12 protein-coding genes are annotated in these 24,360 nt (G+C 44.2%); 10 read left to right on the forward strand and 2 right to left on the reverse strand.

Features of this window, described 5'->3' with window-relative positions; translation table 11 throughout:
• Positions 1–149 precede the first annotated feature (149 nt).
• The gene (locus DEO27_RS30525) at positions 150–3,701 is read right to left on the reverse strand and encodes a VCBS repeat-containing protein (RefSeq protein WP_112570108.1); all 3,552 of its coding nucleotides are present in this window, start codon (positions 3,699–3,701) and stop codon (positions 150–152) included.
• A 242-nt stretch (positions 3,702–3,943) separates the two neighbouring features.
• On the opposite strand from DEO27_RS30525, the gene DEO27_RS30530 reads away from it, so the two are divergent.
• The gene (locus DEO27_RS30530; protein WP_112570110.1) at positions 3,944–5,260 is read left to right on the forward strand and encodes a vanadium-dependent haloperoxidase; all 1,317 of its coding nucleotides are present in this window, start codon (positions 3,944–3,946) and stop codon (positions 5,258–5,260) included.
• Between the two features lie 309 nt (positions 5,261–5,569).
• Here the strand turns inward: DEO27_RS30530 and DEO27_RS30535 are convergent, their stop codons facing one another.
• Complete coding sequence (locus DEO27_RS30535; RefSeq protein WP_112570112.1) at positions 5,570–9,694, reverse strand: two-component regulator propeller domain-containing protein; 4,125 nt, start codon at positions 9,692–9,694, stop codon at positions 5,570–5,572.
• A gap of 62 nt (positions 9,695–9,756) precedes the next feature.
• Between DEO27_RS30535 and DEO27_RS30540 the strand changes: the two genes are divergently transcribed.
• The 9 genes from DEO27_RS30540 (at position 9,757) to DEO27_RS30580 (ending at position 24,353) form a co-directional block, all read left to right on the forward strand.
• A complete protein-coding gene (locus DEO27_RS30540; RefSeq protein ID WP_223818091.1) occupies positions 9,757–12,966 on the forward strand; it encodes a SusC/RagA family TonB-linked outer membrane protein in 3,210 nt (1,069 codons plus the stop codon).
• A gap of 23 nt (positions 12,967–12,989) precedes the next feature.
• Positions 12,990–14,885, forward strand: coding sequence for a RagB/SusD family nutrient uptake outer membrane protein (locus DEO27_RS30545; RefSeq protein WP_112570114.1), 1,896 nt, complete (start codon positions 12,990–12,992; stop codon positions 14,883–14,885).
• Between the two features lie 19 nt (positions 14,886–14,904).
• The gene (locus tag DEO27_RS30550; protein ID WP_112570116.1) at positions 14,905–15,615 is read left to right on the forward strand and encodes a DUF3823 domain-containing protein; all 711 of its coding nucleotides are present in this window, start codon (positions 14,905–14,907) and stop codon (positions 15,613–15,615) included.
• An 87-nt stretch (positions 15,616–15,702) separates the two neighbouring features.
• A complete protein-coding gene (locus tag DEO27_RS30555) occupies positions 15,703–17,544 on the forward strand; it encodes a glycoside hydrolase family 2 protein (RefSeq protein WP_112570118.1) in 1,842 nt (613 codons plus the stop codon).
• 11 nt (positions 17,545–17,555) lie between these two features.
• On the forward strand, positions 17,556–19,628 hold the full coding sequence (locus tag DEO27_RS30560) for a beta-L-arabinofuranosidase domain-containing protein (protein ID WP_223818092.1): 2,073 nt from the start codon (positions 17,556–17,558) through the stop codon (positions 19,626–19,628).
• Positions 19,629–19,642: 14 nt separating this feature from the next.
• The gene (locus DEO27_RS30565; protein WP_112570134.1) at positions 19,643–20,668 is read left to right on the forward strand and encodes a family 43 glycosylhydrolase; all 1,026 of its coding nucleotides are present in this window, start codon (positions 19,643–19,645) and stop codon (positions 20,666–20,668) included.
• Positions 20,669–20,702: 34 nt separating this feature from the next.
• Positions 20,703–21,842, forward strand: a complete 1,140-nt coding sequence (locus DEO27_RS30570) for a sialidase family protein (protein ID WP_112570120.1) — start codon at positions 20,703–20,705, stop codon at positions 21,840–21,842.
• 208 nt (positions 21,843–22,050) lie between these two features.
• Complete coding sequence (locus DEO27_RS30575; RefSeq protein ID WP_208644800.1) at positions 22,051–23,121, forward strand: cellulase family glycosylhydrolase; 1,071 nt, start codon at positions 22,051–22,053, stop codon at positions 23,119–23,121.
• A 221-nt stretch (positions 23,122–23,342) separates the two neighbouring features.
• Complete coding sequence (locus DEO27_RS30580; RefSeq protein ID WP_112570122.1) at positions 23,343–24,353, forward strand: glycoside hydrolase family 43 protein; 1,011 nt, start codon at positions 23,343–23,345, stop codon at positions 24,351–24,353.
• Positions 24,354–24,360 lie beyond the last annotated feature (7 nt).

Below are 24,360 nucleotides of genomic sequence, written 5' to 3' on the forward strand. Positions count from 1 at the left end.
GGAATAATTGCCACTCGGCTCCAGCCGAGTGGCGGCGAGTTTATTAAATTATGTCATTGCGAGGCACGAAGCAATCGCATACTATACAGAGCGGCTAAACTTCCGTGCGATTGCCACGCTTCGCTCGCAATGACATATTTTTAATTGTTTTAACCTTTCCTTTTCCTACCATTATAACTCGTTATTGTCACATCGCCTGCGTTAGCATCTAACTCTAATACACGTGACGATTGCGACAAGTATGTTGATCCGTAATAAAACTCAACGTGTTTTTTGCTACCGTTTTTAAGGATAATATCAGCATAAAAATCATCAGGTTTTAGCTTGATATATCGCTTGACAACGTTAGCACCGGTATTGCGGAATACTTTTACGCTATCCTGGTTTTGAGTAGCTACCAGCAAAGCGCCTTTGGCTGTTTGTATGTTTGCCAGGGCTTTGCCATCACCTGCCACGTAAATGCCACTTTGGGCTATTGACAGTGGAGTAAAGCCGCCTTTTCCGTCACCTTTCATGTATAAGCCCATAAAAGCGTCATGCCTGCCGGTGAAAGGTTCCATACCAAAATCGTTGCCTACCGTTAACAGATCAAGGTTACCATCATGGTCAACATCTTTAGCTATCATGCCGTAAACGGGGGCCATTTGCGCGTCTTGTGGTAAGGCGCTGATGCTAAAGGTTCCATTGCCCTTGCCGGTAATGAGGCTGGTATTCATATCAGTTGCTTTGAGGATCACGGCACCTTCTTTATCCTTATCGCTCCACAGATCATTCATGGTAGCGTGACCGAAGCCGCGGTAGCTTGGGTATTTTTTGCGGATAGAAATGAGCTGACTGATCAAGTCATCGCGGGTATGCATCGGGAACGGCTTTTGTGAGCCGTCTTCGTCCTTCAGATAGCAAAATATCATGGCGTCGAAAGATCCGTTGCCATCCAGGTCTTTACCCATAATGGTCATGGGCTGTTCAAATGATGCTTTGAAGTTTGAATTCTGCCCTAAGTTCCCTGCTACGTAATCAATATTGCCGTCATTGTTAAAATCGCCTGCAACAATGCTGTTCCACCAGCCCACATGGTCGTCAATACCCGATTTTATTTTGCTGAAACCGTGCCCGTTATTTTTATAGAAAGTAACCGGCATCCATTCGCCAACTACTACCAAATCGGTTTTGCCGTCCTTATCAAAGTCCGACCATAAGGCGTCAGTGATCATGCCGCCATGAACAAGCTCCGGGCAAAGCTGACCGGTTACATCGGTAAACTTACCACCATCGTTCCTGAGTAAGTGACTAACCGGCGAAGAAGGATAAGCCCCTGAAACAGATCTTGAGCCTACAAAAAGATCAAGGTCACCGTCGCCGTCAAAATCTGCCGCGCGAACACATGAGCCGTTATCGTATTCTACAGGTACCGCTGTAATGTCACGGGTGAAATGGCCTTTTTTATCATTGATGTAAAGCCTGTCCTGCGCGGTGGTATGTCCTTTCTGAAATTCGTAACTGCCGCTTGCTATGTACAGATCCGGGAAGCCATCGCCATTGGCATCAAATAACAGGGCTCCCATATCTTCTTCATCTTTAATCTCTTCGTTCAGGAAACGGTTGTTATCCATCGTAAAATGTCCGCTGGCATCCTGCATAAAAAATACGCCTTTGTTGCCGGCAGCGCCTCCCACAAATAAATCATCATAGCCGTTGCCGTCCACATCGCCAACGGCAATAGCAGGCCCGTACTGGCTTAATTTGTGCGGTAGGGTAGGTTGTATGTTATAGTCTATGGCGTCTTTTTCCTGGTGCACATATTTTATACCGGTAGCATTATTTGCGTCCTGAAATACCGGGATGATTTTACCTGCGGCATCAGGCGGAAAATAGCCCGCCGCGTTTTTGTATTGGAGAGTGAGCGTTTGGTTAGCCTTTACGTTGGTAAGCAGTTGGGTTTTACCATCGGGCCAGCGTACTCGTAACGAGTCGACAGTAGTTGATGCGCCGATACCGAAATGCCCGCGGGCATCATCTGTACTCATGTACCCGCGGCAAGGCTGCTGATCATAAAACTGCTGATTGCCTTTGTAATAGATTCGGATGGTAGCGCCAATGCCGCCAACGTTTTTACTATCGCCCTGCAGGGCAACGGTTAGGTAATTATGATCTTTAGCTACCTGTGTTTTGCTGTTGGCCGTGTTTTCATACACAAAAGCGTCATCATCAATATTGTTGATCACAAGGTCGAGGTCGCCGTCATTATCCAGATCAGCATAAACACCGCCGGTTGAAAAAGTGGGTTTTACAATGCCCCAGTCTTTTGACTGATCTTTAAACAAATAGCCGCCCGCGTTTCTGAACGCATAGCTTGATGTTTTTACAACCGGAAATGAATCGGCAGCGGCAAGGGTGGTGTTTTCTTTAACGGTACGGCCCTGGTCGTTACTGTAAAGGGCGTGGTCAAGGTCAGTTACGTCACGGGGATAGCCGTTGGTGATCATCATATCGCGGTAGCCATCATTATCAAAGTCGGCTACCAACGGTGTCCAGCTCCAATCGGTTTGATAAATGCCTGCCTGGTAAGCCATTTCACTGTATTGCGGGTGACCTGCAGGTGTTTGACCCTGGTTCAGTTGCAACACGTTGCGAATATACTGATGCTCGTAATTGAACTTTTTATTGTTGATATAGGTGATATAGTTATCGCCAACCAGCATGGTTTTTTTGCGCACATTTTCTTCGGGCAGCATCTCCAGCGATACAAGATCAGCCTTGCCATCGTTGTTGATGTCAACCATGTCTGATCCCATTACCGACCAGCCTGTATGCTTAAAGTATTCACCAGCACGGTTGGTGAAAGTTCCGTTTTTATTGTTTACCCAAAGTAAATCGTTTGATATAAAGTCGTTACCTACGTAAACATCCGGCCAGCCATCATTATTTACATCGCAGATAGACACCGAGTTACCGAAGCCCTCTATCAAGATACCGGCTTCTTTGGTTACGTTGGTGAATGTACCGTTGCCGTTGTTGCGGTAAAGACGGTCGTTGTTCTGAGCGCTGCCATCAGTTAATTTAGGGCGATAAGCTACCGGGGTTTCCTTGCCTAAAAAGTTGGTAAGCAAATACATGTCAAGATCGCCATCATGGTCGTAATCAAAAAATACAGCCTGTGTACTGTAACCGGTATCCTGCAGACCGTATGCAGCAGCCGATTCTTTAAAAGTCGGTACTCCATCTTTATTAGCTCCCTTGTTAATGTATAACAGGTTTTTGCGATGATTGGGATCACTTTTAAAAGATGAGCAAACGTAAATATCCAGCCAGCCATCGTTGTTGATATCAACTACCGAAACCCCCGCATACCAATCGCCATTGCCGGCTACGCCTGCCGCATCGGTAACATCTTTAAATGTAAGCGAGCCTTTATTGAGGTATAATTTATTGGCAACCATGTTACCGGCAAAGTAAACATCGGGTAAGCCGTCGTGGTTAAAATCGCCAACGCCAACACCTGCGCCATTGTACAAATAGGGGTGATTGAGGATGTTGATGCTATCACTTTCGGTAATCGTGTTCTTAAAATCGATACCGGTTTGAGATGCATCAAGCAGTTTAAACAGGGTTGGGCCAGATGATTTTTTTGAACAGCCAACTCCTAAAAACAACAACAATAAGGCAGATAGTTTAAACGCTTTGGGTAAACTTTTTATCATGCAGATACGGTTAATAATTTATTAATGGTTTATGCTTTGGTTAAGCTCTAAGTTATTGGTTTTAATGCAATAAGCCACCGTAAAGAAAATGGATTTTACAATTCCGGATTCTGCAAATAGTATCAAAAGTTAGTTATTTACTATCGGCTCATATTTTAATATTTATTAACTGTTAGCTTTGGTCTGAGCCCTTGTTTGAGGGATAACCAATTAAACTGATCAAGCCCTTTCTGTTCATGATAATGAAGAGATTATACTTTGCCCTTATTGTTGTTATAGCCTGCTCATCATGCAGTAAAAAAAGCTGGGAGAAGCCGGCCGAGAACCCCGACTTTATCCACCGGTCTATCAAGGATGTTACTGATGTAGTACGGCATGATATTTACTCACCACCCGTTGCCAGCCGCATTTATGCTTATATCAGTGTTGCGGCATATGAGGCGGCACGCAATGGTGATAATCATTACCAGTCGCTTGAGGGGCAATTGAAAGGATTGGATTCTGTACCGAAGCCCACCGCCGGTAAAAAATACTGCTTTACACTATCCGCATCTCATGCTGTTTTAACCGTTGGCAAAATATTGATCATGAGCGAAGGCCGGATTGAAAGTTTTCATGACAAGCTGATGGGCGAGTTTAAAGAAACCGGAATGCCCGATAGCGTATACAACAACTCGATTGAATACGGTAAGCTTATTGCCGACAGGATAATCAAGTGGGCAAGCAAGGATAACTACAAACATACCCGCTCGCTGTCAAAATATGATGTGCAAACTGATGATGCCAGCTGGAAGCCTACTCCACCGGCTTACATGAAAGGAATTGAACCACACTGGAATGAGATCCGTCCGTTTTTGCTTGATTCGGCCCAGCAGTTTAAGCCGGCTCATCCATTTACCTTCAGCAATATCCCCGGCAGTAATTTTTACAAGCTGGCTATGGAGGTATATGATACCGGTAAGCACCTGACCGATGATGAAGCTACAATTGCCACTTTTTGGGATGATAATCCTTTTAAGGTGAATATCAATGGGCACACGATGTTTGCCACCAAGAAAATTTCGCCGGGAGGCCATTGGATCAATATCACCGCGCTGGCCTGCCGTAAAGCTAAAGCTGATTATATAAAAAGTTCGGAGGCATATGCCAGCATAGCTGTGGTTATCGCGGATAGTTTTATCAATTGCTGGGACGAAAAATACCGCAGCAAAGTGATCAGGCCCGAAACTTATATCAATCAATATATCGATCAAAGCTGGATGCCTTTATTGCAAACGCCTCCTTTTCCTGAATATACCAGCGGGCACAGTGTAGTTTCCACCGCTTCGGCAGCGGTGTTAAGCAAATTATTTGGCGATGAGTTTTCGTTTACTGATTCAACCGAAATGGAGTTTTCTATCCCCGCCCGTAACTTCAAATCATTTAAAGCCGCGGCGGAAGAAGCGGCTATCAGCAGGTTTTATGGTGGTATTCATTATATGCCATCTATCACTAATGGCGTTGATGAAGGCGATAGGATAGGGCAGTTTGCTTTAACGAAGTTGCATACGAAGAAGTAAATTAATCACCCTCATTCGAATAATTTAAGTACGCAGGTTTAAGCGTACAAGGCATAGTCATTAACTAAGAAAAAAGCACGGGCTTGTGCGATTCCCCTCTTGAGAGGGGAGGAGGGGTGTGTTTCTGCTTTGATAGGTATAAAACAGAAACACACCTCTGCTACCGCTCACTCCTCCGCACCCCCTCTCAAGAGGGGATTTTTTAAATCCTTTGTTTGTTTAATTGCTCACATAATGAACTTAAGCGTGGACGCTTAAGTTGAAAAGAGTTCAAGCGTAGACGCTTGAACTTGCATGTATCTTAGAATATTAAACCTGTTTCATCTTACTCCGTTTAGCAGCTTGATACTCAGTTGGCGTAGTGCCGAACTGCTTCAGGAAATTACGTCCCAGGTGCGATTGCGAGCTGTAACCTACCATGTTAGCAACTTCGTAGATCTTATAATCCCCTTCTTCCAGCAATTGGGCGGCGGCTTTTAATCGCGTGATATTGATGAGTTCATTAATGGTGAGGTTAGAAATAGCCTTAACCTTACGGTACAAGGTTGGCTTACTCATATTCATGAGATTGGCTATCTGCTCTACATCAAGTTCGGCATTCTGAATGTTTTTGTAGATAACGCCGTTGAGTTTATCCAAAAAGCTTTCATCAGGTTTTGAATACGCCATCGACTTGATATGCGCCAATGGAGAACTTGCGAAATGCTCCCTGATCTTATTGCGGTTAATAAGCAGGTTGGCTATTTGTACCTGTAAGTGTTCTGGTGAAAATGGTTTTTCGATATAGGCATCGGCGCCAACTTCCAGTCCTTCAATTTTACTTTGCAGGGTGTTTTTAGCCGTTAGTAATATAATTGGGATGTGGCTGTAATCGAAATTTGTTTTGATGGTTTTGCACAGTTCAAACCCATCTATTCCCGGCATCATTACGTCGCTTATAATAAGCTGGATGTTCTCTATGGCTATCATATCCAGCGCTTCCTGTCCGTTAAGGGCTTTAATAACCGAATATTTGTCGCTCAGATCATCCGAAATAAAATCAAGTATTTCCGGGTTATCGTCCACTAAAAGTATAACTGGTTTCATAAAGTCAATATTCTCCTCTCTGTTACTTAGGTCTGCCTGCTCATATTCATCGGGGGTAATATGCAGGTCGAATTCTTTTTCCTGGTGTACAGGCAAAGTAAGGTTAAATATATTAAAATCGTTAATAGATTTATTCAACACCAATAAACCTTTATGCAATTCGGCTAAGGAGCGCGATAAAGAGAGGCCAATTCCCGTACCAATCTGCTTTTCCGACTCCTTCATCCTGAAGAAAGGTTCAAAGATCTTTTCGCGCATTTCATAAGGGATCAGGTTGCCGCTATTCCTTATTTCGATGGTAAAAGTAGGGTCGTTATCGGGGTGATCAATTAATTCGATCTCAACTTCTGATGTGCTGTATTTGATAGCATTATTGATAAGGTTACTTATAATTTTAGTGAATGCCTCAATATCAACATAGGCATAAACGGTTTTAGCCGGATGTATAAACGTATAGCTGAGGTTCTTTTGCTCGGCCATAGGTTTAAACCGCATAAAGGTATCGGCAAGCAGATCGGTGATGTCTGTTTTAACAAAACTGAGGCTAAAGCCATTAGTTTCGGTTTTGCGGAAATCAAGCAGTTGGTTGGTAAGATCAAGCAATCGGTTGGTGTTCTTTTCCATAATCTTCAGGTTGTTTTGAATTTCTGGAACATGCTCGGCTTTCCTGATCACCTTTTCCATAGGCCCTTTGATAAGGGTTAGCGGCGTGCGGATTTCATGCGCCACATTGGTGAAGAACTCAATTTTGGCATTGTAGATCTGTTTTTCCTTGTCGTTTTCGAGGGTTTCGATAATGCGTTTGTTTTTTTCGCGGGTTTTGCGGTGATAGCTTCTGAGTAGGTAGTAGCCAGTCAGCAAAAACAGCATGCAATAAGCGATATAAGCCCAAACACTTTCCCAAAAAGGCGGCGCTATATTAATTTCGAGGGTTGTTTCTTTTTGGGTCCAGATGCCGTTATTACCCGCCGCTTTTACTACAAATGTGTAATGACCGGGCTGCAATTGGGTAAAGTAAACTTTACGGTTGCGCTTAAGTTCGGTCCAGCCCTTGTCCAGACCTTTCATCATATATTTATACTGGGTCATTTCCGGCGATGGGAAACTTAGCGCCGCAAAATCAATACTAAATGACGACTGGTTATGATTGAGGTTGATTTTTTTTGTGCTGATGATGGATTGGCTAAGCAACGAATCGGCGCCCTTAACAGAGATCTCTTTATTGTGTACCTGGAAGCCGGTTATATAAACGGGAGCAATAAAGTGATTGATTTTAAAATTGGCAGGATTAAAGCTAACCATACCACGTACGCAACCAAAGTACATGGTACCATCGGCATCTTTAAAGGATGAGTTGTAATTAAACTGATCGCTTAACAAACCATTTGCTTTGGTATAAATTTTAATGGCCTCTGTAGCCGGGTTAAAGCAAACAAGGCCACGCGTGGTGCTGATCCACAGGTTTTTATGGCTATCCTCTTCCACCCGGAAAATGTAATTACTCGGAAAGCCTTTATTGCTGTCATAAAATTTATAGCTATCAGCTTCCGGGTCATATTTCCATAGCCCCAGGCCTTCCGTCGCAAACCATAATTTGTGGCTGCTGTCTTCAAAAACACCATTAACTGTAGTAGTATTAAGTACGTTTTTAACGGGGTAGCGATAGTTTAGCTTAGTACTGGTATTGTTTGCCGGGTTGTAACAGTAAATACCATCGCGCACGGTGCCTATCCATATTTTACCTTTATGGTCTTCGGTTATTGCATAAATGAAATCGTACGGAGGTAACTTATCTATCAGGGTAAAATCTTTAGTAGTTAAGTTATACCTGTAGAAGCCGCGTGTGGTGCCAACAAATATGAGCCCGCTCCGGGTTCTGCAAAAGCAAATGATGAAGTTGCTTTTAAGATCGTTGCTCTGATTGCCGGCCAGGTAAACACGTTCCACCTTACCGGTTTGAATGTTCATGATGTCCAGGCCCCGCTCAAAAGTGCCTACAAACAATTCGTTACCAACCGGTAGTATGCCATGGATGTTGGTGTTTGAAATGCTGGCTTTTCCGTTGGGATAGTAATGCGTCCAGGTATGTTTATCGGGCGCTAATTTGTTAAGCCCGTTGTCTTCTGTACCCATCCATAGGTTGCCATATATATCTTTATTAATTTCGCGCACTACATTCCCCTTAAGCGAGTTTGGTTCGGTATCGGGATAAAACTTGTTGAAAGTTGAATATTGTTTAGGATAATAATTGAGCCCGCCAAAGTAGGTGCCTACCCAAACGCCGCCTTCCGAATCTTTATAAAGGCAATAAACAGCATTATCGGATATGGAATATGGGTCATTGAAATGTTTTCGGAGATTAAGGAACGTACCCTTTACCGAATCGTAAATGAATACACCGGACTCTGTTGCTATCCAGTATTCAGTATCGCTGTATTTTAAAAAATCGCGTACATAAATCGCGGTTTTATCCGGATTGTAGTTAAGCAGATCTGTATATGCACCGGTTTCGGAGTCAAACTCTTTGAAACCGTGACTGTTGGTGGCCACAAATATTTTATTGTTACCTGCGTAATAGATCTTCTCTATATATTTTGATGTAACGTTATCCGTTGGCTTAAACAGGTTGTATGAAGTAAACGTGCGGTTTGCCTGGTCCATTTTCTCCATCACGCCCGATGAGGCTGATGTCCACACGATACCATTAATAATTACTACCGATGTAGCTTCAAAGTGTTGCCATGGCCAATAGTCAATTTTTTCGCCGGTTTTTTGGTCGTACTTTATTAATGAGGCTCCGGCTATAAACCAGCAGTTATTGTGTTCATCAAAGGTGATACTGCGTACGCCGTTAATATTTGCGGTATTGATATGTGCAAATGTTTCTGACTGCGGATCGTACTTATCCAAGCCTTCGTCGGTGCCTATCCACAGGGTTCCTTTTTGATCAAGAGACAGGGTATGCACCATGTTATTTGAAATGGTGCTTTTATCGGCAGGGTTATGCCTGAATGTTTTAAAGGTATAGCCATCAAAGCGGTTAAGGCCATCTTTGGTGCCAAACCATAAAAAGCCGCGCTTATCCTGCAGGCTGCAGTAAACGGTATTATGCGATAAACCATGTTCAACCTGGTAATGCCTGAAGTAGTACGTCTGGGCATTACAAATGCCGCAGGATACTGTAAAAAGTAATAAAAATATGTATAGTGGTTTCAAAATAATCAGCTTAAAGCAAATATAACCAATCTGTTGCAGCGTTTCTACCCTCCTGAAAATTGATACTTTTTGACTAAGTATTGATATGATTTGGTTAATCGCCGGGGCTAAAATCCTTTTTCTTTGAAGCATGATTTTAGATATGTCAATTGTACATTTTTAAAATCAAAACTTAACCAATTAATAGATCATTTATGAGAAAATTTTTACTACTCAGGCATGGGGGAAATCCTCATGTGCAGTGGCCGCCCAGTAAGTGGAGCCCAAAAGTAATGCTAATCGCTTTTTTCATCATGACCGGTTTCCTTTTTTCGTTTAGTGCATCCGCGCAAAATAAAATTAAGGTTTCGGGAACTGTGACAGACACCACCGGCCTGGCGCTAACAGGCGTAGCCGTAAGGGTGCAAGGCACACAAGGTGGAACAACGACTGATGCTCAGGGTAACTTTTCACTTAATGTACCTACAGCAAACAGTACATTAACGTTTACTTACATCGGCTACGTTGCACAAGAGATTGCCCTGCAAGGCAGAACAACCCTTAAAGTTCGGCTTCGCGAAACAAATTCATCATTGCAGGAGGTTGTGGTAACCGGTTACGGCTCACAGAAAAAGTCATCCATTACGGGTGCTATCTCCAGCGTAACCAGTAAGGATATCGATCGTGTACACGCGGGTTCAACCGTTAGTACAACGCTTGCCGGTAAAATTCCGGGTGTAACCTTCAGGCAATCAGAAGGCAGGCCAGGTGCCAGCGCCAGCATCCAGATCCGTAACATGGGTACCCCATTATATGTAATTGACGGTATCCAGCAGGATGAAGGCCAGTTTAACAACCTTGCTCCAAACGACGTAGAAAGTATCGCAGTATTGAAAGACGCATCTGCCGCAATTTACGGTGTACGTGCTGCAAACGGCGTTGTGGTAGTAACTACCAAAAAAGGTTCGGGCGACTCACGCGTTAACATTGATGCTTACCTTGGTTTCCAAAACTGGTACCGTTTCCCTAACGTACTAACCAATTCGTATGATTATATGCGTTATTTGGCTGATGCACAGGTTAACAGCAACGGTTCAACAACCATTACCCAGGCTGATCTTGACAAGTACAAAGCCGGAACAGAAAAAGGTTACCAAAGCTTTAACTGGCGCGATTACGTTTTGAAGGCTAACAACAATGCTCCTCAAAACTCGGTTAACGCCAACTTTACCGGTGGTACCGACAAACTGAACTACTATGTATCTGCAACAAACCTGTTCCAGAATTCACAATTAGGTAAAGAGTATAAGTTTAACCGCTCAAACATCCAGTCAAACGTATCGTTAAAAGTAGCCAACGGCTTAAAAGTGAGCATGGATATCAACGGTCGTATCGAAACCCGCGAAAACCCTGGTGTACCGGGTGGTGACGATTACTTCCTGGCCCGTTTTGCTGTTTTAAGAAATACGCCGCTTGAGCGCCCTTACGCTAACGATAATCCAAATTATTTGAATGACATCGGTCACACCGAGTCAAACTACGCTTTCCTTAATGACAAGCTTTCGGGCTTATATCATAGCGATTGGCGTGTTTTGCAAACCAACTTTGGTGCCGAATACCAAGTGCCAGGTATTAAAGGCTTATTGTTAAAAGGTTTGTATTCATACTATATTGCTGATTACCTGTTAAATAACCAGGAGTATACCTATAACGCTTACACTTATCGCCCGGCAACTGATACTTATGATATCACCGGCGGTAGTACCAACCCTTGGCGTGAGCGCGAGCAGAGAAAAGAGTTCGCTAAAACTTACCAATGGCAAATCAACTACAACAACACCTTTGGCAAACACACTATCGGTGCTATATTCGTATCTGAGCGTATTGAGTTACAACACTTACGTAACTGGATCCATGCTTCGCCGGTATCAAACAACCTGCCGCTTATTTACTTCCCAACTGCTGACCAATATCAGGACAGCGACAATAAAGAAGCCCGTATAGGTTATATCGGCCGACTTGATTACAACTACGATAACAAATACTACCTGCAATTATCTGGCAGAAGGGATGCTTCATACCTGTTTGCCCCTGATAAACGCGTAGGTTATTTCCCAGGCGGATCTATCGGCTGGCGTATCACCCAGGAAGGTTTCATGAAGAAACTACTTGGCGAAAACAGCATCCTGAATGATTTAAAAATCCGTGCATCATACGGTGTATTGGGTGATGACCGCGATCCTAACAACTCTGCAAACCCAATTGTAACCCCATATGCTTATTTACCGGGTTATAACTACAATGCAGGTACTGCAATTATTGACGGTAATGCTATAGTTACTTCAACCGACAAGGGTTTGGTAACAACCAATATCTCATGGTCAAAAAGTAAAATGACCGACGTAGGTATGGACTTTACCTTATTGAACAACAGGTTGAGCGGTGTTGTTGATTATTTCTACCGTAAACGTACAGGCCTGGCTGGCCCGCCATCAAAACTGGTATTGCCACTGGAAGTAGGCTATTCATTGCCGGCGGAAAATTCAAGCAGCGATTCACAATCGGGTGGTGAGTTTTCATTGAACTGGAATGATAAGGTTGGAAAAGTAAGCTATAATATTGGCGGTAACATTTCTTACTCACGTCAGAAATCAATATTCAGGAACGAATATTTCGGTAACTCCTTAGAACGTTACTTTGGATCTGGAATAAACCGTTATGCCAATATCGACTGGGGTTACACGGTTATAGGTCAGTTCTCATCTATCGAACAGATCAACAACTATAAAATCAATAACGACGGTCAGGGTAACAGGACAATGCTTCCGGGCGACTTGATGTACAAAGACTGGAACGGTGACGGTAAGATTGACGGTTATGATACGCGTCCTATCGGTTACGGTTATGGCAAACAGCCAAACATCAACTTTGGTTTAACCTTGGGTGCTGCATACCACGGCTTTGATTTCCATGCTGACTTTTCGGGAGGTGCCGGTTATACCTGGTTCCAGAACTATGAAACAAGGTGGGCATTCCAAAACAATGGTAACTTGAACACAATATTTGAAGACAGGTACCATCGTGCAGATCCGTTTGATATCAACAGCGCATGGATTCCTGGTAAATATCCTGCAAACAGGGTTAACCCGGGTACTACCAACAGTGATTATGACCGTAACTCAACCTTCTGGTTACATAGTGTAAAATACCTGAGGGTACGTACACTGGAATTAGGTTACTCGCTGCCTACTCAGCTGCTGGCTAAAGTGAAGATCAAGAGAGCACGCTTTTATGTTAACGCCTATAACATGTTCTCGTTTGATAACCTGAAACAGTTTGGCGTTGACCCTGAAACAACGGATGATAACGGGTTACAATTCCCACAGAGCAAGGTGCTCAACTTTGGTGTTAATTTAACCTTTTAATTGATCCCTCAAGTTTAAACCAAATGAAAAAAACAACCATAATATCAACATTTGCACTCCTGTTAGTTACAGGGGCCTGCAAAAAAGACAGTGCTTTTTTGGATGTACCCCCCAAGCAGGTGGTAACTTCAGATGTTGCATTCTCCGACCCCAACCTTGTACTTTCTATTCTTGCTGATTTATATAACCGTGTTTACGATTTTTCTGGTCTGGATAACGGCTGGGCTTCATTTGCTGATTTCAGCGAATCGTTCCCTTCAGAAAACGGAAGCTATTATATAGTACAGCGTACAGGCTGGGATTTTGGCTCATGGAATACATGGGATTATAAATATGTTCGCGATTTGAACTTATTTATTGAGCGTGCTACCGCTGCTACCAAATTAACCGACGCGCAGAAAAATCAATTTATTGCCGAAGGCCGTTTTTTACGTGCCCAGTATTATTTTGAGCTGGTAAAAAGAATGGGCGGTGTTCCTCTGATCACTAAATCGCTTACTTATGATTTCTCGGGCAACGTTGAAGCATTGCAGATCCCGCGTGCAAAAGAGTCGGAAGTTTACGACTTTATCATTAGCGAGGCTGAAGCGATAAAAGGTTTATTACCAGTTAACGTTTCTGAAAAATCAAGGGCAACCCCGGCTGCTGTATTGGCTATGGAATCAAGGGCCGCTTTATATGCTGCTTCAATAGCTAAATATGGTGCAACAACACCTCAGGTATCATTACCTGGCGGTGAGGTGGGCATACCTGCAAGCTCTGCTACAGGTTATTACACTAAAGCGCTTGCTGCTGCCAAAGAGATTATATCAGGCACAGCAGGTAATTATTCGCTTTACAAACAATTACCTGATTTAAGCGATAACTTTGCCAACTTGTTCCTTGATAAAAGCAGCTCGGAGTCAATCTGGGTTGAGGATTTCAAGGCCAACGGCGGTAAAACACATGGTTTCACCACTAACGACCAACCTTTCTCAATTTCAGACGAAGGTTTGGACGCGGGAAGGTTAAACCCGTCGTTAAACCTGGTTGAGGCGTTTGAAAAGCTCGACAATTCATATGCTCCAATGGCAACTAAAGATGGCGCAGGTAACCCTATTTACTATACCGATCAGTTAGATATGTTTGCTGGCCGTGATGCAAGGCTTGCCGGTACCGTGTTATTGCCAAACGGATTATTTAAAGGTAAACGTACCGAGGTATATGCAGGTTATCAATTAGGTAACGGTACTGTTATATCAAGCAGCGATGCTACCATTACACAAGATGTTCCCGGCTTAGGCAAGGTGCAGGTAGTGGGTAAAGATGGTCCGGTTAACGGCGCTGAGTTCCGTACTCAAACCGGTTTTTATATCCGTAAATACCTTGATCCAACTGTAGGTTCTGGTCGTCGTGGCCGTGGTAGTGATGTTAACTTTATCCGTTACCGTTATGCTGAAGTGTTATTGAACGCCGCTGAGGCTGATGCCGAATTAGGCAATTATGCAGAGGCTTCAGGCTATATTAACCAGGTTCGTTTAAGGGCTGGCCTTACCACCCCTTTGGTGCTCACCGCAGCTAATTATTTTGACCGTATTGTTCACGAACGCCGTGTTGAACTTGCTTTTGAAGGGCATACTTTATTTGATATGAAACGCTGGAGAATTGCTGATGCCGTTTGGGATGGTAACTCAATGTCAGTTGCTGATCTGGTTGCTAACATTGGTAAAGCAACTAAACGCAGCACGCAACCTTTTGGCTTGTGGCCATATAAATATTATAATCCGGGTGATGCTAACAACGGAAAATGGATATTTAAGGAAATAAAACCTTCGCCGGTAACAGGTTCAAACAGGTTCCTGTTGGGTAACTACTATTCACGTATTGGTGACGATGTTATAGCAGCCAACCCGAAAATTGTTAAACAACCAAATCAATAAGAGTTAAAGAAAAGTGTTTATGAAAATCAAGTTTCATCATATTTTAATAGGGCTTTTTCTTGCGGCCTCGGGCTGTAAGAAAGACAATTACGATGCGCCCACATCGAGACTGAGCGGTAGGTTGGTTTATAAAGGCGAAGCTATAAACGTTGAGTATAACGCTGTTCCTTACCAAATTTATCAACCTGGTTTTGCAACAAAATCGGCTATACAGGGAACTTTCGATCCCGATGGTAATTACGCCCAGTTGTTATTTGACGGTACTTATAAGTTCACAATCCCTGCAAACCAGGGGCCGTTTATGTGGAAAGAGTTATCGGCAGGAACCCGCGATAGCTTAACCGTAAACTTAAAAGGTAGCCAAACAGTTGATATTGAGGTAACTCCTTATTACCTGGTAGAGAATGCCAAGTTTACATCTACCGGCAGAAAGGTAACTGCTACTTTTGATATACAGAAAATAATCACTGATGCTAATGCAAAAAACATTGACCGTGTTTATTTATATGTTAACAAAACACAGTTTGTGTCGGGTGGTTACCGTATAGGCGATGGCGATCCGCCATCAATTGCAGGTTCTGCTATTACAAGCATGACTAACCTGAGTTTAAGTTTCGATGTGCCTACTATAACTCCTACTCAGAATTATGTATTTGCACGTATTGGTTTAAAAATTGCCGGTGTTGAAGACCTTGTTTTCTCACCAGTATCAAAAATAACCTTACAATAACTTATCGGCCCCCGCCGTTACAGCGGGGGCCTTTTTTCTTTCCCAGCATTATTAATTAACATAATATCCTTACACTCCATTTTACTGATGAAGAAACTATCGCTTTGCCTGTCTCTTTTTATTTCTACCTATCTATCTGCCAATGCACAGCAAGGCGAATGGCATTTGATAAAAGACAAGATCACCACCCCATGGGCCGAAAAAGTTGATCCTAAAGCACCGCTTCCTGAATATCCGCGCCCGCAAATGGTGCGTGGTAACTGGCAAAATCTGAATGGTTTATGGAACTATGCCATAGTACCTAAAGCTACTACAGGGCCTGCAAAATACGAGGGGAAAATCCTGGTGCCTTTCGCGGTTGAATCGGCGCTATCTGGTGTTGGTAAAACTGTTGGTAAGGATAGCATGCTCTGGTATAAAACTACCATCAGCTTAAATAAAACATTAAAAGGTAAAGACGTACTGCTGCATTTTGGCGCGGTTGACTGGCGTACCGAAGTATTTGTAAACGGTAAAAGCGCCGGCGTTCATGAAGGCGGCTTCGATCCTTTTACATTCAACATTACCCCTTATTTAAAAAGCGGTTCAAAACAAGATATTACCGTAAGCGTATGGGACCCGACTGATGAAGGGCCGCAGCCGCGTGGTAAACAAGTAAAAAAGCCCGAAGGGATCTGGTATACTCCGGTTACCGGGATCTGGCAAACTGTTTGGCTGGAAGGCGTAGCTAAAACGCACATTGAAGCCACCAAACAAACTCCTAACATTGACGATCACACACTATCGGTATCTGCCGAAGTTTCAAATAGCCAGCCGGGTGATAAGCTGAAGATCACCGCCTGGAACGGCAAAACCCTCGTATCCGAAAAAACAATTGATGCCGGCGAAACTGCCGTGCTTGATATCAAAGATCAGCACTTATGGTCAACTACCGATTCGTTCTTGTATGACCTGAAAGTTGCTGTTATCCGCAACAACAAAGCGGTTGATGAAATAGGCAGCTACTTTGCTATGCGTAAAATTTCGCTTGGCCCTGATGCTAACGGCATTCAGCGCATGTTGCTAAACAACAAATTCGTGTTTCAATATGGCCCGCTTGATCAGGGCTGGTGGCCGGATGGTTTATACACTCCGCCAACTTATGAGGCCATGAGCTTTGATATAGATAAGCTTAAAGAAATGGGCTTTAACATGATCCGCAAGCACATCAAAGTTGAGCCGGCACGTTATTATGCTTATTGCGATAAAACAGGTATGCTGCTTTGGCAGGATATGCCAAGCGGCGATTTAGGTAACCACTGGGAAAACCGCCCGGGCGTGCTTGACCGTGCTACCGATAAAGACCGTACTCCTGAGTCTGAAGGATACTATCGCAAAGAGTGGAACGCCATCATCAACTCGTTATATAACTATCCATGTATTGTAGTTTGGACTCCGTTTAACGAAGCCTGGGGTCAGTTTAAAACCGTTGAGATTACCGAGTGGACCGAGAAAAAAGACCCATCACGTTTGGTAAACAGCGCCAGCGGCGGTAACTTTTATGATACCGGTAACATTGTCGATCTGCATAATTACCCACATCCGGCTATGCCTCGTCCGGAGATTTTCGGTAAAACCAAAGCCGTTGTGTTGGGCGAGTTTGGTGGCCTTGGCTGGCCTGTTGATGGCCATACCTGGCAGGCAAACAAAAACTGGGGTTATCAAAACTTTAAAAACGGTGACGACCTGTTTAAAAGGTATTCAACCTTTACCGATAGGTTACAGGAGCTAATTAAAGTAGGTCTTTCGGCAGCAGTATACACACAAACAACAGATGTGGAAGGTGAAGTGAACGGGTTTATGACTTATGATCGCAAAGTGATTAAAATGCCTGTTGAATTGTTACAAAAAGCCAACAGTAAACTATACGATCCGTCGTTGGTGAAATAATATCTTTACGTATGACTATCAAAAACAGTATAAAACTAATGCGCAGGGAGGTTTGTCTTTCCGTGGCTATGATATGTGCGGGCTTTGCAACAGCAAGTGCTCAGGGAGTTAAAGCAACAACCGTTACAACCGTAGATAATAAAAGTGCTAATGCTTTTTATGTAAATAACCGCGCTCCGCTGCAAAGACAATATTTTGCCAAATTGCCTACAGGTAGCATTGAAGCCGGCGGCTGGCTAAAGAAAATGCTGGAGCTGCAACGTGATGGCTTAACCGGTAATTTGGGCGAGATTAGCGTATGGCTTTCAAAAACCAATAATGCCTGGCTAAATAAAGAAGGTAAAGGCGAATATGGTTGGGAAGAGCTGCCTTATTGGTTAAAGGGTTATGCCGATATAGCCTACACGCTGAAAGATAGAAAGATGATAGCCGAAACCAAATTCTGGATTGACGCTGTGCTAAATAACCAGCGGGATAACGGCGATTTCGGCCCGGCGGTTGAGCACAACGGCAACCGCGATTTGTGGACTAACATGCCAATGCTGTGGTGCCTGCAATCATATTACGAGTACACTAAAGACCCGCGCGTTATTCCTTTCATGACTAAGTACTTTAAATATGAGCTATCGGTACCTGATAGCAAGTTCTTGAAGGATTACTGGGAAAACAGCCGCGGCGGCGACAATATGCTGAGCGTTTACTGGTTGTACAACCGCACCGGCGATAAGTTTTTGCTTGATTTGGCCACTAAACTTGATAAAAACACTGCCGACTGGCGTCAGGCTAATAACCTGCCCAACTGGCACAATGTTAACGTGGCGCAATGTTTCCGCGAACCTGCAACTTATTATCTGCAAAGCCATGATAAAAAGGACCTGGATGCTACTTACAACAATTTTAAACTCATCCGTGATATTTACGGCCAGGTTCCGGGCGGTATGTTTGGTGCCGATGAAAATGCCCGTAAAGGTTATGACGATCCGCGCCAGGCAGTAGAAACCTGCGGTTTGGTGGAACAAATGACATCCGACCAGATGTTGCTGGGCAATACCGGCGACCGTTTCTGGGCCGAAAACTGCGAAGATGTTGCTTTCAATACTTTCCCGGCTGCCTTTATGCCCGATTACCGTGCTTTGCGTTATTTAACTGCACCTAACATGGTAGTGAGCGATGGTAAAAATCACCATCCGGGTATAGCCAATGAAGGTCCGTTTTTAATGATGAACCCTTTCGGTAGCCGCTGCTGCCAACATAACCATGCCGCCGGCTGGGTATATTATGCCGAAAACAGCTGGATGGCTACCCCTGATAACGGCATAGCCGCCTTGCTTTATACCGAAGGTAAGGTTAACGCTAAAGTTGGTAACGGCACCGCGGTAAGCATTGCCGAAACAAGTCATTACCCGTTCCAGGATCAGATCAATTTTACGGTTACTACACCTAAAGCAGTTGATTTTCCGCTTTACCTGCGTATACCCGAATGGTGCAAAGGCGCATCGGTAAAAGTTAATGGTGTTGCTGTAGAAGTAAATACCTCAACAGGCGATTATATCCGCTTGGCAAAAAGTTGGAAAAATGGCGATAAGGTAACGCTTCAACTACCAATGCAGCTGAAGGTGCAGGAGTGGGCTAAAAACAAAAATAGCGTAAGTGTTAGCTATGGCCCGCTTACTTATTCTTTGAAAATTGAAGAGCAATACACCAAAGGTGATAACCTGAAAGATGCGCAGGGCGATTCGCACTGGCAGCCAGGTGCCGACCCGCAGAAATGGCCTTCTTATAACATCTATGCGGCATCGCCATGGAACTACGGTTTGCTGATAAATGAACAGCACCCTGAAAAATCAATAGAGGTTATTAAACGCGCGTGGCCAAAGGATAATAATCCTTTCACCAATGCGAATGCCCCGATAGAGTTAAAAGCAAAAGGTAAACAGCTACCGGGCTGGAAAATTGATGAAACCGGTTTATGTGGTGTATTACCACAAAGCCCGGTGAAAACAGAAGAGCCTGCCAAAGAGCTTACGCTGGTGCCTATGGGTGGTGCAAGGTTAAGGATCTCGGCTTTCCCGGTTACTGAATAATGAGAAATACATTCATGATAAAAGGAATAGTATGCGGTTTAATGATGATGGTTGGTTTTACTGCACAGGCGCAGGATGCCGCGGTTAAAAATCAGCCGCCATCGCCGCTGTTTCGCGATCCGATTTACGATGGTGCCGCCGACCCGGTATTGGTTTATAACAAGGCCGAAAAGGAATGGACTATGTTGTACACACAGCGCAGGGCCAATGTACAATCGCCGGGAGTGGCATTTTGTTATGGTACTGCCATTGGCGTTGCAACCTCAAAAGATCATGGGCATACCTGGGTATATCGTGGTGCGCTAAACCTGGAGCATGAACGCGGGCAAAACACTTTTTGGGCTCCCGATGTGGTTTTTGATAAAGGCATTTACCACATGTTTGTAGTGTATATCCCCGGAGTATACAGCCAGTGGGGCGGCGATTCGCACCTGGTGCATTATACCAGTAAAAACCTGTGGGACTGGAAATATGAGGGGCCGCTGAACTTGCCCGATCATAACATCATCGACCCAACACTCATGAAACTGCCCGACGGCAAGTGGCATATGTGGTACAAGGATCAAAAACTGGGGAGCATTACCATGACTGCCGAAAGTAATGATTTGGTGAACTGGAAAGCGCAAGATAAGCCCGCTATTGAAGGGCGCGCGCATGAAGGCCCCAAGATCTTCCGGTTTAAAGATTATTACTGGATGATCACCGACGAGTGGCAAGGTCAGCGTGTTTATCGCTCAAAAGATGCTAAAACCTGGGAACATCAGGGTTTGGTGCTGGATAAGCCAGGGCATCGGCCGGAGGATACACCAACAGGTGCACACGCAGATGTGGTGGTTAGTGAAGGCCATGCATATATCATTTACTTTACCCATCCTGGTCGAAAAAAGCATTTTGAAGATGGCGGCCTTGATGCCGATGGCGCTTACAGCTATTCAACCAAACGCACATCTATCCATGCGGCCGAATTGGAGTTTAATGGTGAAACTTTGGTTTGTGACAGGGATAAGCCATTTAGCTTTTGGCTGGCCGACGTAAAATAAAATATCTACAGAAATAAAGAGAATATAATTGGTTATGCGGCAGATATTCATTTGGTTAATGGGTGTGTTTGCCCCGGTGATGGTTCTGGGGCAACACAATGCCGTTAATAATAAAACTATTGCCTGGGATCAAACCACTTTAAAACAGGTGGGCAACAAAAATGGCAATTACGCCCGCATGATCCAGCTGAGTAATGGCAACCTGTTTTGTGTTTATGAAAATGCCGGGGGAATTGAATGTATCACAAGTAATGATCTTGGTAAAAGCTGGGATGAGCCTGTTGTAATTGCCAAACCTGTACCTGGTGTAAATATGGCGGTGCCCGAAATATTAGAGCTAAAGGATCATTCCTTGTTGGCATCATACAACCCACGCCCACATAAAGTAAACGGCGATTGGGATACCACTAAACACTTTGCTATCCGCACCAAAAAAAGCTACGATCAAGGCAAAACATGGAAGGATGAGCGCCTGATTTACGAAGCCCGTTACAACTTTGATGATGGCTGCTGGGAACCATCCCAAATTCAGTTGCCATCTGGCGAGATCCAATTGTTCTTTTCAAATGAGGGTATTTATACCAAATCAAACGAGCAAAATATTTCTATATTCCGGTCGAAAGATAATGGCCTAAGCTGGACAAAACAGCCCGAAATAGTATCCTTCAGGCCAAATCACCGGGATGGTATGCCGGTGCCGGTTATCCTGAAAGGGAAAAATGAGATCGTATTTTCGATAGAGGATAACGCCGGAGCAACTTTCAAGCCGTCCATCATCCGTAACAACATTGGCCAAAACTGGAAAAAAACGGTAGGCCCCGATGATGCCGAACGCACTTATGCGCTCACACCGAAATTACCAGATACAGTTTACGCAGGCGCGCCTTATTTAAGGCAACTGCACGGCGGCGAAACGGTGTTATCATATCAAAGTACCCAAAACCGCAACCATAACTGGGAGCAAGCCTGTATGCAGGTAGCTTTGGGTAACAGCAATGCTAAAGATTTTCTAAGTGTACCAACGCCATTTGATATTCCGCTTAACAAACACGGATTGTGGAATGCGTTGTGTGTGCTTAATGATGATACTATCATAGCGCTTACATCAACCAACGCGTTTGGGAAAGGGACAGAGATTTGGATGATAAAGGGGAGAGTGGTGAAAAAGAAATAAGAAGAAAAAAATAAAAATCTTCGCAGCCGCTCGGCTCCAGCCGAGTGGCTGCTATTAAGCGGCCTCTGGCCGCCGAAGTTGGAGTAGGAGGCCAGAGGCCTTGGGATAATTGCCACTCGGCTGGAGCCGAGCGGCGGCTCGTAGTTGCTGGTAGGTGTGGACGCTTGAACTAAAAACAAAACGGAATTAAACTATTAAATACATATAAATGCAAACAAAACTAAAAGTATTGGCCCTTGCCTTGGCAATGCCATTGGGGATGAGGGTAATGGCGCAGCAGAAAGCGCCGGCGCAGGTATGGTCTGAAGCGAAGGCAAAAACATGGTACGCGCAGCAACAATGGCTGGTTGGCGCCGATTTTATTCCAAGCACAGCCATCAATCAGTTAGAGATGTGGCAAGCCGATACTTTCGATCCAAAAACAATAGATAAAGAATTGGGCTATGCTCAGGGGATTGGTATGAATGTGATGCGCGTATTCCTGCACCATTTAGCCTGGGAGCAGGACCCCGAAGGTTTCAAAAAACGTATGGACGAGTACCTGGCTATATCCAGTAAGCACGGCGTTAAAACCATGTTTGTATTTTTTGATGATTGCTGGAACAAAGTGCCTAAAGTTGGTAAGCAGCCAGAGCCAAAACCAGGTATTCATAACTCAGGCTGGATGCAGGATCCGGGGCAGCCGGCATCTGATAACGCGGCTAATTCGCCGGTGCTTGAAAAATATGTGAAAGATGTATTGAAGCGTTTCGCCAATGATAAACGCGTATTGCTTTGGGATTTATACAATGAACCGGGCAACTCTGACAAAGGCAGTCGCTCGTTACCATTGCTAAAAAGCGTTTTCAAATGGGCAAGGCAGGTAAATCCAAGTCAGCCAATTAGTGCCGGCGTATGGCGCTGGGACCTGGAAGAATTAAACAAATTTCAGATAGCTAACTCAGACATTGTTACTTATCATGACTATACTCCAGAAGCTGAACACCTGAAAACTGTACAGTTTTTGAAAATGAACGGTCGCCCGCTGATTTGTACCGAGTACATGGCCCGCCCGCGCAACAGTCTGTTCGGCACGGTATTGCCAATGCTTAAAAAAGAAAATGTGGGCGCTATAAACTGGGGTTTTGTAAGCGGTAAAACCAATACCATTTACGCCTGGGATACCCCAATGCCTGATGGTAAAGAGCCTAAACTATGGTTCCATGATATTTTCCGTAAGGATGGTACTGCCTACATCCCGGAAGAAACAAACCTGATCAAGAAATTGACCGGTAGATAGTTTTTAGGATGTGCGGATTTCAAATGTACTGATGTGCAGATGATTTCCGGATCCGGAAACCAATATTTAAAGCAGGGCCACGTCACATGTGCCTCTCGCGTTCAACCTATCACACCACCTGCTTATCATACGTGAGAGGCAGTTTATTACAGACTTACGAAGTTTTTAAAACTTCGTAAGTCCTGTTCCTCGCCAATATCTCCTTTAAACCAATTATACCTATGAAGAAGTTTTTTACTTACCTAATGCTTGGCCTGTTGGGCACCATAACCGCCTGCCGTAGCCACGCACAGCAAGTTGAGCCAACTAAACAGGCAGCACCTTATAGCGGCCTTATTCATGTTGTGCTTGATAGGGATTTTCCCGATCCTACGGTGATCAGCTATAATGGTAAGTATTACGCTTATGCAACCCAGTCGCCGGGAGATGATGGGAAAATGATCAATATCCAGATGGCTTGGTCAACAGATCATGAGCATTGGACCTACGCAGGCGACGCCCTGCCGCAAAAACCTTCATGGGCTTCCAATACGCAAAACTTTTGGGCGCCTGATGTTTTCTTCGATGCTAAACTCAACAAGTTTGTCATGTTTTTTTCTGCCGATCCCAATGAGCTGACCGGCAAATGGATGGGCATAGCTTACGCCGATAATCCGCTTGGCCCATTCACCGACCGAGGTACACCCTTTATGAAAGGCCCAAGTTTTCACTGTATAGACCCTAAAGCTTTTGTTGATCCCAAAACCGGGAAGCACTTCCTTTATTGGGGATCGGATTTTCAGCCGTTGCGGGTACAGGAAATGAAAGATGACTGGTCGGACTTTAAAGATGGCTCGCAGCCAACAGTTGTTGTTGAGCCGGGTAAGGATAAAAGTTACAGCAGCCTGGTTGAAGGCTCATGGCTTGATTATGATAGCGGTACCTATTACCTGTATTACTCGGGTGATAACTGTTGTGGCACCGGGGCCAATTATGCTGTGATGATAGCTAAGGCGGATAATCCGCTTGGTCCGTTTGTACGATTAGGTGAAAGTGATAAAACCCTCAATAGTACTATTTTAGTAAAAGACGCTGTTTATACAGCCCCTGGCCACAACTCTATTTTTACGGATGAAAAGGGGAATAAATTCATAGCCTATCATGCCATCGAAGTAGCCCATAAAGAAAAGGGAAGGGTGATGTGTATCAGCCCAGTTAAGTATCAAAATGGCTGGCCGGTAGTAACTAAATAATAAGCGT

The sequence above is a fragment of the Mucilaginibacter rubeus genome (genome assembly GCF_003286415.2).
Taxonomy (GTDB): Bacteria; Bacteroidota; Bacteroidia; order Sphingobacteriales; family Sphingobacteriaceae; genus Mucilaginibacter; species Mucilaginibacter rubeus_A.